This is a genomic window from Streptococcus hillyeri, assembly GCF_003686955.1.
Classification (GTDB): domain Bacteria; phylum Bacillota; class Bacilli; order Lactobacillales; family Streptococcaceae; genus Streptococcus; species Streptococcus hillyeri.
Window position 1 is genome coordinate 43,477 of sequence record NZ_RCVM01000002.1, and the last position, 12,920, is coordinate 56,396.

General features: G+C 39.8%; 12 protein-coding genes and 1 pseudogene. 5 read left to right on the plus strand and 8 right to left on the minus strand.

The window, feature by feature from the left end; all coding sequences use genetic code 11:
- Positions 1 to 192 precede the first annotated feature (192 nt).
- From EAF07_RS01795 to EAF07_RS01820, 6 genes and pseudogenes are all read right to left on the minus strand, one after another.
- Positions 193 to 822 carry a redox-sensing transcriptional repressor Rex gene (locus EAF07_RS01795; protein WP_121834591.1) on the minus strand — a complete coding sequence of 210 codons (630 nt, stop codon included), beginning with the start codon at positions 820 to 822 and terminating at the stop codon, positions 193 to 195.
- Between the two features lie 470 nt (positions 823 to 1,292).
- Positions 1,293 to 1,987 (minus strand): annotated as a pseudogene (locus EAF07_RS01800) (transposase); the annotation flags it as partial.
- 421 nt (positions 1,988 to 2,408) lie between these two features.
- Positions 2,409 to 2,756: a DUF1831 domain-containing protein gene (locus EAF07_RS01805; protein WP_121834592.1), complete on the minus strand. Its 348-nt coding sequence runs from the start codon at positions 2,754 to 2,756 to the stop codon at positions 2,409 to 2,411.
- 72 nt (positions 2,757 to 2,828) lie between these two features.
- Positions 2,829 to 3,941, minus strand: a complete 1,113-nt coding sequence (locus tag EAF07_RS01810) for a cysteine desulfurase family protein (RefSeq protein WP_121834593.1) — start codon at positions 3,939 to 3,941, stop codon at positions 2,829 to 2,831.
- Positions 3,942 to 4,898 carry a ribose-phosphate diphosphokinase gene (locus EAF07_RS01815; protein WP_121834594.1) on the minus strand — a complete coding sequence of 319 codons (957 nt, stop codon included), beginning with the start codon at positions 4,896 to 4,898 and terminating at the stop codon, positions 3,942 to 3,944.
- A gap of 216 nt (positions 4,899 to 5,114) precedes the next feature.
- Complete coding sequence (locus EAF07_RS01820; protein ID WP_121834595.1) at positions 5,115 to 5,687, minus strand: CYTH domain-containing protein; 573 nt, start codon at positions 5,685 to 5,687, stop codon at positions 5,115 to 5,117.
- Between the two features lie 300 nt (positions 5,688 to 5,987).
- Here EAF07_RS01820 and EAF07_RS01825 point away from each other — a divergent pair, with 300 nt between their 5' ends.
- From EAF07_RS01825 to pta, 4 genes are read left to right on the plus strand one after another with little or no spacing between them, the layout of a single operon-like run.
- Positions 5,988 to 6,659, plus strand: coding sequence for a GTP pyrophosphokinase (locus EAF07_RS01825; protein ID WP_121834596.1), 672 nt, complete (start codon positions 5,988 to 5,990; stop codon positions 6,657 to 6,659).
- On the plus strand, positions 6,634 to 7,470 hold the full coding sequence (locus tag EAF07_RS01830; RefSeq protein ID WP_121834597.1) for an NAD kinase: 837 nt from the start codon (positions 6,634 to 6,636) through the stop codon (positions 7,468 to 7,470). Before EAF07_RS01825 ends, EAF07_RS01830 begins: the two co-directional genes overlap by 26 nt.
- Entirely contained in the window at positions 7,460 to 8,365 is a 906-nt protein-coding gene (locus EAF07_RS01835) for an RluA family pseudouridine synthase (protein WP_121834598.1), read from the plus strand. The genes EAF07_RS01830 and EAF07_RS01835 overlap by 11 nt, the downstream gene beginning before the upstream one ends.
- A 6-nt stretch (positions 8,366 to 8,371) precedes the next feature.
- On the plus strand, positions 8,372 to 9,355 hold the full coding sequence (pta, locus tag EAF07_RS01840) for a phosphate acetyltransferase (protein WP_121834599.1): 984 nt from the start codon (positions 8,372 to 8,374) through the stop codon (positions 9,353 to 9,355).
- Positions 9,356 to 9,715: 360 nt separating this feature from the next.
- Here the strand turns inward: pta and EAF07_RS01845 are convergent, their stop codons facing one another.
- Positions 9,716 to 11,308, minus strand: coding sequence for an ABC transporter permease (locus tag EAF07_RS01845; RefSeq protein WP_121834600.1), 1,593 nt, complete (start codon positions 11,306 to 11,308; stop codon positions 9,716 to 9,718).
- Positions 11,308 to 12,051, minus strand: a complete 744-nt coding sequence (locus EAF07_RS01850) for an ABC transporter ATP-binding protein (protein ID WP_121834601.1) — start codon at positions 12,049 to 12,051, stop codon at positions 11,308 to 11,310. Before EAF07_RS01850 ends, EAF07_RS01845 begins: the two co-directional genes overlap by 1 nt.
- A gap of 116 nt (positions 12,052 to 12,167) precedes the next feature.
- On the opposite strand from EAF07_RS01850, the gene EAF07_RS01855 reads away from it, so the two are divergent.
- Complete coding sequence (locus EAF07_RS01855; protein ID WP_121834602.1) at positions 12,168 to 12,920, plus strand: SDR family oxidoreductase; 753 nt, start codon at positions 12,168 to 12,170, stop codon at positions 12,918 to 12,920.

Consider the following 12,920-nt stretch of genomic DNA (forward strand, 5'->3'; position numbering starts at 1 on the left):
TTTCTCATCTTTTCACTCATTAAATCTACTCACTTTGCTTGGAGCTATTGCTATTTCATCTCGAATGAGTATTATACTTATCAAGTTTATCAAATAGAGACTGAAATAACGATAACTTATAAAAACAAGTAATCTGATAATATAAAAAAAGAACCGAGGAGTCAAGTCTTTCTCCTCAGTTTTTTAGTGGGGTTAATTATTCATAAAGTAAAGTAGGGTTTGAAGTTCACTCGTTAGGTCAACATATTGCACAATGACATCTTTAGGAACTTGTAAATTGACTGGTGAAAAGCTTAAAATACCTCGGATACCAGCTTCAACCAAGATATCAGCGACTTCCTGCGCTTTAGTCGAAGGAACCGTTAAAATAGCAGTTTCAATAGGTGTTTCAGCAAGGTGCTCTTTTAGGCTAGAGATGCCGTAAATGGGAATACCATCACTTGTCTTTGTACCGACTAATTCGTTATCATCGGTATCAAAAGCAAGAGCAATTTGCATTTTGTTACGGTCATGGAAGCGGTAGTGTAACAAGGCACGCCCGATATTTCCGACCCCAATCAACATAACATTTGTTGTCGAGTGATCACCTAGGAGTTCCGCAAAGAAATTCATCAATTTTTGTGTATCGTAACCAAACCCACGACGTCCGAGTTCACCAAAATAAGAAAAGTCACGACGAACAGTAGCAGGATCAATCCCCATCGCGTCCGCGATTTGTTGAGAACTAGCTTTGACAACGTTATCTGCATTTAGGCGTTTGAAAATACGATAGTATAAGGCAAGACGCTTAGCAGTAGCATTTGGAATATTTTTTTCTAACATATAATAGTCTCTTTCTAAAATAGTTGAGGATAATGCCCCTCTTTTTCATGCTTATGATACCTTTTATTATAATGAAACTTTGTGAAAAAATCAACAAAACAGTTTCTAAAAAGACAAAATAAATACTATTTTAAAAGGATATGTTATCCAATGTAATCCCAAATAGCTTGGATTGTAGCCATGATTGGATGAGTATGAAAGAGAAAGTGAATGGGAATAAGATGATTTTATAGGAGGTAGACTACCTATTGCTACACAAGCGTTTAACCTGAATTATTCACACCTTCTTCAAGATTCTCCAACATAACAAAAAATCCTTAGAACTGAGAACCACCCCTAATCATTTCTCTGAGGATTTTAACGTTTTATTATCGTTAAGACTCGGTGAAATAGGAGAACCAGTTCCTATTTTCTAAAAAAGGGCAGGCTTCCCCCTTGGTGCGCTCATCGATTTTAAAAAATAGGTCATCTTATCCGTCGAGTAACTGCCTTCCCGCCTGAACAACGACAGGTAATCGGAGATTCAAGTTGGAAATGCAATGAAATAGGCTCCTAAACTGCTCTTGATAAGCATACAACTGTGACAATTTCAGGATCTGTTTTCTAGCAGTTTGAACACATTTTCCAGCAATCGCCACATACAGTTGACGAAAACGTTTAATGGTTAATCTCTCCACACCTCCACCAACAAGATGTTTCATATAAAGGAAAAGGTTGCAGGCGATGCAACTCAACATCATCCGAACTTTATTTTTGAGCATAGTAGAACTGTCTGTCTTATCACCAAAAAAGCCGTGTTTCATCTCTTTAATAAAGTTTTCTGCTTGCCCACGCTGACGGTAGAGTTGAAAGTGCTCTTCACTGCTTCCACCAGTCATATTGGTAACCAGAGAGACAACATCATAAAGCAATTCCCCCTCTTTTCGATGAGAGAATTGGCAGACATGACGACAAGAGCGCCAAGAACCCGCTTGATAGAAAGCCTCGGAGTAAGAAGCATGAGGAAGAATTGTTAACTCCTCATCTTCAAGGCTAGGAAGAGACAAATCCCCCAAACGACTCAACACCGTATTGTTCTTGAGTTTGAAGAGATAGTATTGGCACTGTCTTCGATCACATCATAGAGTTTTGGCGTCGCAAAACCACTGTCCATACGGAAAAGGAGGTTTTGATGTTGACTTTATCAACTCTATTTCCCACCTCCAAAGGTCTCCCAGACCTTTGGAGCGTCCGCACTTTTAAGAAAAAAACAAAAGTAATTTTTGAATTTGGTTAAGTATTAAAAAGTATTTTTTCTCCAGCTTTCCGATTGGAGGCGACAGTAATCAAGGTGACAAAGTCCCTGAGATTGGGAGTTTTCCGTTGTGGTAAAAGAGGCTGGCAAAACGTTTTAAAAATAGTAAATGGCTTAGATTAACGTCGTTAAGAAACGTTGATTCTAAACCATTTACTATTGTTCAAATGTTAAGAGAAAAACTAAAATTCGAGCTTTTGTCCAGTCTCTAGGGGAGCGCTTTCGCCTCTCACCAGCTGAGGAACAATTCCTAAAAATGTTAACAATGTACCATTTTGATTTTGAATGAGTATTAAATCTCAGTTTTGGTAAAAATATCACGCTCAACTAAGCTATCCATTAGGAAGTAGAATTTATCTTGGAGAATTTTGTGTTCTTCCTTTTTAAAGATATTGACAAGACGAAGTCCAGACTTATCTGTAATCGTCAGTTTAAATGCTGTTAATTCTTTGTTGATAGTGATTTTTAATGGGAACCCTTCGCCAGAGTTTGGAACGATTTCTAAAAGACGATTTAGCTCGTAGTTCCCAACTTTATTTTGCATAAAAGTGGTGTCACGTAGGGTGTATTTTTTAATATTTGGACTAATCGCATATGAGAAGCGACAGTCAGTCAAGTGGATTTCTTTTTCAAATGCCATAATAAGTTATCAGAATTTGATTTATACAACCGTGGTACAGACCAAGTTCAGTTCCTTTCCTATTTTTAGAGTTTATGTTAATAATTCTTTTAATTTTTGTGCTAAAAGCTGAGCTTCCTCAACTGTATTTTGTTCTCCAAAACTAATTCGGATAGATTCGCGAAGTTTAGGCGATTCTGGTCCGTAGTAACTTGTTAGCACATGACTCGGTGTAACGGCGCCAGCTGTGCAAGCAGAGCCAGTGGACACAGCAAAGCTAGCCAAATCCAGTAGGGTGAGAAGAAGTCCGTTATTTCCATTGGGAAAACCGATGTTTAAGACATGAGGAAGCGTCTCTGAGCCAGCATTGATATAGTAGTCTAATCCTGATAATTCATTTAAAAAGGCTTGACGGACATCGCTGATATGCTGATAATTCTCTTCCACATGGTTGATACTTTCACTAAGGGCAGTTGCCATACCAGCTAGGGAAATCATATTTTCGGTAGAAGCACGGCGTTTCTCTTCTTGGTCGCCTCCGTGTAACAACTTATCGAAGTAGTGTTCTTTGGCAAACAGCAATCCGACGCCCTTAGGTCCATGAAATTTATGGGCAGAGGCAGACAAGAAATCAACATGCCATTCTTCAGGAAGGACTTCGATTTTTCCAACCGTTTGCACAGCATCAACATGAAAAACAGCCTGATGGTCAGCCAAAACTTGACCAATTTCAGAAATGGGATGAATGGTCCCAGTCTCGTTATTAGCATGCATAATTGACACTAAGATTGTATCAGGACGCAGGGCTTCTTGCACCTGTTTGGCTGAAATATTGCCATCAACAGGAGACAGGTAAGTAATCTCAAAACCGAAACGATTTTCAAGATATGTCATCGCGTGAAGGACAGAATGGTGCTCAACAGCTGTTGTGATGAGATGTTTGCCCTTATCTTGATTCGCAAGAGCGTAACCAATAATGGCAGTGTTGTTACTTTCTGTACCACCTGAGGTAAAGATAATATGACGGTCAATGGTTTTAAGACTTTGGGCAATAGCAGAGCGAAAGGCACGTAACTGCTGATTAGCCTGTCTACCAAAGGTGTGGAGACTAGAAGGGTTACCGAATGTTGTCTCCATGATTTCAGTCATCGCTGAAATAACTGAGGGGGTCAGCGGAGTTGTCGCTGCATTGTCAAAATAAATCATTTATTTTCCTGGTTTGTAAGTAAAAAGTGGGCTGACTGGTTGGTGTTCGTGAATACGTTCAAGGGCCTCACCGAGCAACTCGCTTGCAGAGAGATAAAGAATTTTTTCAGGCTGACGTTCTTTAGTTACAACTGAGTTTGTGACGAGAATTTCTTTGATTGGAGAAAGGTCAAGAATGTCAGCAGCACCGCCTGCAAAAAGTCCGTGACTAGCAACGGCATAAATATCAGTTGCACCATCACGCTCTAAAATTTTAGACGCTTCAGCAAAGGTTTTACCAGTATTTAAAATGTCATCGATAAGAATGGCTTTTTTCCCTGCAACATCACCGATGATATACCCCTCTTCACGTTCTGAATCGTCTTGAGCATAGTCAATAATAGCAATCGGGGCATCTAAGTATTCTGCGAGGCTACGAGCACGTTTGATACCTGAGTTTTTAGGACTTACGACAACAACGTCAGAACCTGTTAAGCCTTTATCAATATAGTGTTTAGCAAAAAGTGGAACAGTAAACAGATTATCTACTGGAATATCAAAAAATCCTTGTACTTGGACAGCGTGAAGGTCAAGTGTCACGACACGTTCAACACCAGCTTTGACGAGCATGTTAGCTACCAATTTTGCAGTAATTGGTTCACGTGTTTTAGCAATACGATCCTGACGTGAGTAGCCAAAGTAAGGCATAACGACAGTCACACTAGATGCACTGGCACGTTTACAAGCATCGATAGCGATGAGCAATTCCCAGAGATTATCATTTACAGGATAGCTCGTTGATTGGATAAGGTAAACATCAACTCCGCGCACGCTTTCTTCCAAATTCACCATAATTTCACCATCAGCAAATTGGCGTGAAGATAGCTTGCTTAGTGGGACACCAACAGCTTTAGCAATCTGCTCAGCAATCTCATGGTTAGATGAGAGGGAGAAAAGTTTCATTTGTTTGTCGGACATTTTTAAGCTCCTTCTTAAATTGACATGAAAGTTTTACGTTTATTATTTTACCAAAAAATCTGATAAAAAGCATTAATGGAACCGATAAAATCACTATAAAAGCATGAAGCCATTGAAAATAGTTATTACTTTAGAGATTTGATTGCACAAAAAAAGAAACTGATGTTTTTCACCAGTTTCTAGTGTATGATGGATAATGTTATTGTCTTTAGCTTATCAGTGTGCATTTTTTAAGGTAGCTGAAAAGCGGGCGACCTTACTTTTGGCGTATTTGAACGAGATGTTATGCTGCTCTAGGAAGTTGTCAAAATCGATTTTTCCTTGAGTAGCATCTGAGACTTCTAGTTCTAATTCATAATCTTTGAGCCCTGCATATTGGTTATAGTCTAAGGCTAAAAGGCCGATTGGTGTCTGTGTTTCTCGACGGACAGTAGTCAAGTGTCCCAACACTTTAAGGTTTTCTAATGGGATATTTTCATTGGTTAAGATATTGAGAATCTCGCCTTTAGGGAGTTTTTCCTCTTTGATGGCTTTTTTGGCTTCGGATAAAAGCAGAGCTTGGTTATATTCGACGTTCCCTACTTCTTGAGGGATTTTAAGCGTCAGCTCAGCCTTGTCTGAAAACGTGCGAATACGCAAAGACATCCGGTGTGCTTTAAGGTCAAAATTGGCGGTATCAAAATAATAATTGGTCTGTGTGACAGGTTTGATGTGGGATAAGCGACTCTCTAAACGATTAAATTCATCTTGGTTGAGGAGTGTCTTGTATTCGATTTCAAGGGTTGTCATGATTGCTATTTCTTTCTCTAAAAATTCTGAATTTATGGTATAATTAAGTGTTATGTTCATTGTAGCTAAAAGTTAGCTTTTTGACAAGAAAGAGTGGAAGAGTTTATACGGCAACACTAGAAAGGAATGTTCAGTTTCGTCGCGACATGTGGCAAACTGAGCATGGGATGTAGTGCTAAAATGATAGTGGTCCTAAGTGGCTATTGAATTTGTTTTAATTTTCTATAATCTAGCTGACCATTAGACAGAATCATTGTCAGAGATATTTGGTAGGCTAAGGCATCCTGAGGTAGTTTAAAGATGAATTTTGATTGGGAAAGTTTTCTTGATCCCTATATCCAGACGGTTGGGGAATTAAAAATTAAGTTACGTGGCATTCGTAAGCAATTCCGGAAACAAAATAGGCATTCACCTATTGAATTTGTTACGGGGCGTGTCAAGTCTATCGAAAGTATTCAAGAAAAATTAGTCCGCAGAAATATTGCCTTTGAAAATATGGCTGAGGAAGTTGAAGATATTGCGGGACTTCGTATTATGGTTCAATTTGTGGATGACATCGACGAAGTCCTAGAGTTACTTCGTCATCGAACGGATATGACCATTGTGCGTGAGCGGGATTATATCAATCATATGAAAATGAGTGGTTACCGTTCGTATCATGTTGTTATTTCATATCCTGTTAATACCATTGACGGACCTAAGACAGTTTTAGCAGAGATTCAGATTCGTACCCTTGCAATGAACTTTTGGGCAACGATTGAGCATTCTCTAAATTACAAGTACCGTGGTGCCTATCCAGATGAAATTAAACGTCGTTTGGAGATTACGGCAAAGATTGCTCTTGAGTTGGATGAAGAAATGCGAAAAATTCGTGAAGATATTCGTGAAGCGCAACTCTTATTTGACCACGATAGTCGAAAATTAAGTGACGGAATAGGAAATAGTGATGACACAGATGAATTATACCGATAGTACCAGAGTCGCAATCATCGCCAATGGTAAGCCACAGAGCCGTCGGGTTGCTGACAGGATTTTTAAAGCTTTGCGTGACGATCCTGATTTTTATTTAACAAAACGTAATCCCGATATTGTGATTTCCATTGGAGGAGATGGGATGCTTTTATCGGCTTTTCATGCGTATGAAAAAGAGTTAGAACGTGTTCGTTTTGTAGGTGTGCACACCGGGCATTTGGGATTTTATACCGATTACCGTGATTTTGAAGTGGAAGAATTGTTACGTAATCTTCGTGAAGATCGTGGTGAAAAGGTTTCATATCCCATTTTAAAGGTTTCCTTAACCTTATCTGATGGGCGGATAGTGACCTCTCGTGCTTTAAATGAAGCTACGATTAAGCGTCTTGAAAAAACAATGGTAGCAGATGTTTTGGTTAACCACGTCCTTCTGGACCGATTCCGTGGCGATGGTTTGGCTGTCTCTACACCAACTGGTTCAACAGCTTATAACAAATCTCTTGGGGGGGCGGTACTTCATCCGACGATTGAAGCTCTGCAATTAACAGAGATTGCCAGTTTAAATAACCGTGTTTATCGCACGTTGGGAAGCCCAATTATCGTACCTAAAAAAGATCTGATTGAAATTGTTCCTAAACGTGTAGGGGCTTATGTATTGACCGTGGATAATAAAACCTATCACCATCGCAATGTGCAGCGTGTGACTTACGAAATTGATCAGGCTAAAATCAGTTTTGTAGCGACTCCACGCCACACGAGTTTTTGGCAACGGGTCAAGGATGCCTTTGTTGGAGAAGAACATGAGATTTGAGTATATTGCCCATAGACCCTGCCAAGTAAAAAGTCTTTTAAAAGAGCACGATGTGTCTAAAGCATTGTTGGCTAAAATTAAGTTTAAGGGTGGAAATATCTGGGTAAACGGTAAGGAAGAAAATGCTATCTTTGTTTTAAATGTTGGTGATGTGGTAACCATTGAAATTCCTGATGAAGAAGATATCAATGGCAGTCTTGAACCAATATATGAACCTTTAGAGATTGTTTCAGAGGATGACCATTTTATCATCCTCAATAAGCCTCATGGCATTGCCAGTATTCCCAGTGTTCTACATTCTCATACCATGGCGAATCGTGTTAAGGGCTATTATTTATCGCAAAATTATCCTAATAAGCAAGTTCATATTGTGACGCGGCTTGATAAGGATACCAGTGGTTTGATGCTTTTTGCCAAGCACGGCTACGCCCATGCCAGACTGGATAAGCAGTTACAGAAAAAGGTCATTGAAAAGCGTTATTATGCCTTGGTAGCAGGTGAAGACGATTTACCGGATGAAGGGGAAATTATTGCTCCGATTGCTCGACCTGAAGACTCCATTATTACACGCTGTGTTCATCCTTCTGGGAAATATGCCCACACGTCGTATAAGGTTGTTGCGCGTTACGGAAAGGTGAAGTTAGTTGATATTCAGCTTCACACAGGCCGGACTCATCAGATTCGAGTTCATTTTTCTCATATTGGGCAACCGCTTTTAGGAGATGATCTTTACGGTGGTTCAATGGCGTATGGTATTGAGCGACAAGCGCTCCATTGCCATTACCTCTCTTTCACAGATCCCTTCACAAGAACACAAAGAATACAAACGAGTTCCTTGACAGCTGACATGGAAAGCGTTATCCTAAAGTTACAACAAAAAATAAAAGAAAGTTGAGAAATTATGCGTAATTTATTTGGCGATTTACGTGCAAAAATTGCTGGAAAACAAGTTAAAATTGTTTTTCCAGAAGGTATTGATGAACGTGTGGTGCGTGCAGCAGCTCGTTTGAAATTTGAAGGTTTGATTGAGCCGATTATTCTTGGTGAGCCAGATGCTGTACACAATCTTTTAGTCTCATTTGGTTTTGCAGACCCAGGTATCACAGTTTTAGATCCAAACAACTATGATGGTTTTGAAGAAATGAAAGAAAAATTTGTCGAGCTTCGTAAAGGGAAAGCAACTCTTGAAGATGCTGATAAACTGCTTCGTGATGTGAACTACTTTGGTGTGATGTTGGTGCAACTAGGTCTTGCTGATGGTATGGTATCAGGTGCTATCCACTCAACAGCAGATACTGTTCGCCCAGCTCTTCAAATCATTAAAACTAAACCGGGTATTTCTCGTACATCAGGTGTTTTCTTGATGAACCGTGAAAATACCAACGAACGCTATATCTTTGCAGACTGTGCTATTAATATTGATCCAAATGCACAAGAATTGGCTGAAATTGCAGTCAATACTGCTGAGACAGCAGCCATCTTTGATATTGAACCAAAAGTAGCGATGCTCAGCTTCTCAACTATGGGAAGTGCAAATGCGCCTCAGGCAATTAAAGTCCAAGAAGCGACAGCTATTGCTAAAGAACTAGCTCCTAATGTTGCGATTGATGGTGAATTGCAGTTCGATGCTGCCTTTGATGAAATTACAGCGAAAATTAAAGCGCCATTTAGCCCAGTTGCAGGTAAAGCAAATGTTTTTGTTTTCCCAGATTTACAATCAGGTAATATTGGTTATAAAATTGCTCAACGTCTGGGTATGTTTGAAGCGGTAGGACCAATTTTACAAGGTCTCAATAAGCCTGTCAATGACTTGTCACGTGGTTCATCAGCAGAAGATATTTATAAATTGTCAATTATCACTGCTGCTCAAGCTTTGGATAATTAATAAAAAAACTCGTTCAATTCTGAGCGAGTTTTTTATAGTGTGTACGACGGGCATGTTGTCCATCTGAGGTGGAAGTCCTCTGTGGGCACCCGATATCGGTGAGCCTATTGGGGATTCTTAAGTCTGACGTTGGAAATCATGACCGTCAAAGGAAAGGATAGCGAAATAGTGACGCTCGTTTTTACCACTGCGTCAATCTGCTATTACTATAGTAATTTGAATCAATAACAGTACGCAAAATAGGAGATGGGAAATAGAATTGTTTTCTATATTTTTATATATTTGTTCCCTATTTTTAATTCATTCCACTATCATATAAAAAGAAGGCTGAGATATTTACGTCTCAACCTCTAAAGTATGTTACAAGTTTTTCCAAAAGTTGCGATAAATATAAATTTGGAATGAAAGAGCGATAATGATAGTCAGAATCGTGAGAACTGTGCTGACTGTTAGGGCACCAAATTGATGGGCGAGGATAACAGAAAACACAACTAATGCGATAAAACCGATAATAAGTACAATACCTAGTAAGGCAGTGAGAAAGTTGCGATTGCCTCTTGTCATCAGTTGATTAACATTTTGCCAATTGAGCATCAAGTGTTTGAGGTCTTTACGGTAATCAAATTGTCCTGGGACAAATGACCCTAAAAGAATACCGGTAGCAAGTGAGATGACAAGGATTGGATGAAGTCCAATGAGACTTCCAACAAGGCTGTACACTAGAGCAGGAATCCCAGCTTGAATCGCAAATAAAATCCAGAATTTTGTTACTAGGAACCGTTTAAAGTTAATAGGTAAGGTCCTGATAAAGGTGTAATTATCTCGTTCGAGAGAGATTCCGACCATTGTCAGTGCAGTTGACGTCATGCCGACTAAGATGCCAAAAATCAACAAGATACCAAAGAAATCAGGGGTGATGCTAGCGAAATTAAGTTGCCCACTTGTCAACATTCCAGCTAAGAAGAAAAGGTACAGAAAAGCTGTCAAGAAAACTGTAGACCACAAAGCAGGAACTTTTAGAGTGCTGAGATGGTGGCGGAACAACAGATTGTTGGTTGTTCGGTTTACCTTTGTTTTCCGCTGGCGGATAGTTTTGGGTCCGTTATCAATTTGCCAAAGCTGACGATAATAGCTTGGAATAACGACTTTAGCGATAATAGCGATTAAAATGGCTAGAAGTAGGAACCAAGCACCATAATTGATGATGCTAGCCATAGAGAATGGGGCATCTGCAATGTGGTAAAAACCACTAAATAATGGTAATTCTGGCAAGGCAGTCAGATTGCCACCAGACTCCCTAACTTCTCTGGAATTATTGGTGTTGATAAACATAATCCCAATAAAGGCAATGATTTGTGATAAGACCAATAGCGTACTTGATATTAGTTTTTTATGTGGGCTTTTGATCAAAATGCTGCCGAGACGATTCACCAAAACCACAGAAATCCCAAGCACTGCTAGGGTGATTAAAAGGAAATTGAATAGCCCTAGCAGAACTGCAATGACTGGGTTACTGAGCTGGAGGTAACACAGAATAAGCAACCCAAGTGCAGGGACAAGGTATCCTAAAATCATGCCCAATGTTGATAAAGTTTTGGCAATAAGCAACTCTCCCGGTTTGATAGGCAAAGGAAGATAGAGTTGGCTATCCTTGCTATCATAGAAAACTGTAAAGACAGCCGGGAAAGCATTTAGGATAGAGATTCCCATGAAGGTCAATAGGTAAACGGTGAACAGCCCTGGTGTCTTGGAGAAGTCAATGCCGATGAAGAGAACACTATAGATGAGCCCTAGGAAAAGTGCCAGAAAAACTTGCTGACGCAACATGCTCTTGTAGGCTGAAATCTTTTTGGTTGGCCGTTTTGATTGTTTTTGACGAATAGCCCCTAAGGCCTGAGGATTAGAGTAGAGCAAGTTGATTTTAACCAACTCCCAAATAATTGCCCAGTTCATTAAGCCTCACCTGCCTTTTCCTCTGTTTTCCGACCGGCTAGTTCCAGATAGATGGTTTCTAAATCTTTGTCTGGATGGTCTGCTTTGAGTTCTTCCAAGGTTCCAACGAAAATTAGCTTTCCTTGACGAAGAATACCAATACGGTCACAGAGTTGTTCAGCAACAGCTAGAACGTGGGTTGAAAAAATGACGGTATTGCCATCGCTAGCGTGCTTTTTCATCATTTCTTTCAAATCAAATGACGCCTGTGGATCTAAACCAGTCAAAGGCTCATCTAAAATCCAAATATCAGGATTTGGCACTAGGGCACCGATAATGATAGCCTTTTGTCGCATACCGTGTGAGTAACTGCTAATGGTTTCAAAGCGACGATCATAGATGTCAAAAAGATTAGCAAGTTCTTCGATACGTTTTTCAGTCTCTTCATCTGAAACACCATAAATTTTTGCTAAAAAATGCCAGTATTCATCGGCAGTTAAATTCAAGAAAATATCTGGAGAATCAGGTACATAGGCAATTTTACGTTTAATCTCATCACGATGCTCAGTTAGTTTCATACCGTCAACACTAATCTCACCGTAGGTTGGCTCAATAATAGAGGTCAGCGTAGAAATTGTCGTGGTTTTACCAGCACCATTGTGCCCAATGAGCCCAAAAATTTCCCCATTATCAATGGTTACATTAAGGTCACTAAGGGCAAATTTATCTCCATATTGCTTAGAAACATGGTCAAATGTAATCATCCTAAAATCTCCTTTAATCTTTTTGTTTATTATACTACTTTAGTCACACAAAAGTAAAGCACTTACATGATTTTTTTTACAAAAAGTGATATGATAACTAAAAAGGAGGATGAGATATGACAAAGACGGTATTGCTTACAGGAGCTTCAGCTGGTTTTGGCACGGCGATGACAGCAAGTTTTATTAACAAAGGTTATCGAGTGATTGGTGCTGCAAGGCGCTTTGAGAAACTGATGAACTTAAAAGAGCAGTATGGGGAGAATTTTTACCCTTTGATGATGGATATGACAGATTTGACATCTATTGACACAGCGCTAGCTAGCTTGCCTAGAGAGTGGCAGCAGATTGATATTTTGGTTAATAACGCTGGCCTTGCTCTGGGACTTGATAAGGCTTATGAGGCCAATTTTGCAGACTGGCAGACCATGATTATGACCAATATCGTAGGTCTGACATATTTAACGCGTCAGCTTTTACCCCAAATGGTAGAAAGACAGTCCGGTCACATCATCAACATCGGCTCAACAGCAGGAACTTACCCATATCCAGGGGGCAATGTTTATGGAGCGACAAAGGCCTACGTTAAGCAGTTTAGCTTAGAGTTGCGTGCGGATTTGGCAGGAACTAAGGTGCGCGTGACCAATGTTGAACCAGGACTTTGCGGAGGCACGGAGTTTTCAAATGTCCGTTTTAAAGGGGACAATAGCAGAGCAGAAAAGCTGTACGAAGGGGCTAACAGTATTCAGCCAGAAGATATTGCTAATACCGTTCTATGGATCGCAGAGCAACCAGAACATGTCAATATTAACCGCATTGAAATCATGCCAACTTCACAAAGTTTTGGTCCACAGCCAGTTGAGAGAGACTAG

Coding starts and splice junctions, on each gene's coding strand:
- EAF07_RS01850 (WP_121834601.1), bottom strand. CDS start 12,051: ATGATTACATTTGACCATGTTTCTAAGCAATATGGAGATAAATTTGCC.
- pta (WP_121834599.1), top strand. CDS start 8,372: ATGCGTAATTTATTTGGCGATTTACGTGCAAAAATTGCTGGAAAACAA.
- EAF07_RS01835 (WP_121834598.1), top strand. CDS start 7,460: ATGAGATTTGAGTATATTGCCCATAGACCCTGCCAAGTAAAAAGTCTT.
- EAF07_RS01810 (WP_121834593.1), bottom strand. CDS start 3,941: ATGATTTATTTTGACAATGCAGCGACAACTCCGCTGACCCCCTCAGTT.
- EAF07_RS01830 (WP_121834597.1), top strand. CDS start 6,634: ATGACACAGATGAATTATACCGATAGTACCAGAGTCGCAATCATCGCC.
- EAF07_RS01845 (WP_121834600.1), bottom strand. CDS start 11,308: ATGAACTGGGCAATTATTTGGGAGTTGGTTAAAATCAACTTGCTCTAC.
- EAF07_RS01795 (WP_121834591.1), bottom strand. CDS start 822: ATGTTAGAAAAAAATATTCCAAATGCTACTGCTAAGCGTCTTGCCTTA.
- EAF07_RS01820 (WP_121834595.1), bottom strand. CDS start 5,687: ATGACAACCCTTGAAATCGAATACAAGACACTCCTCAACCAAGATGAA.
- EAF07_RS01815 (WP_121834594.1), bottom strand. CDS start 4,898: ATGTCCGACAAACAAATGAAACTTTTCTCCCTCTCATCTAACCATGAG.
- EAF07_RS01805 (WP_121834592.1), bottom strand. CDS start 2,756: ATGGCATTTGAAAAAGAAATCCACTTGACTGACTGTCGCTTCTCATAT.
- EAF07_RS01825 (WP_121834596.1), top strand. CDS start 5,988: ATGAATTTTGATTGGGAAAGTTTTCTTGATCCCTATATCCAGACGGTT.
- EAF07_RS01855 (WP_121834602.1), top strand. CDS start 12,168: ATGACAAAGACGGTATTGCTTACAGGAGCTTCAGCTGGTTTTGGCACG.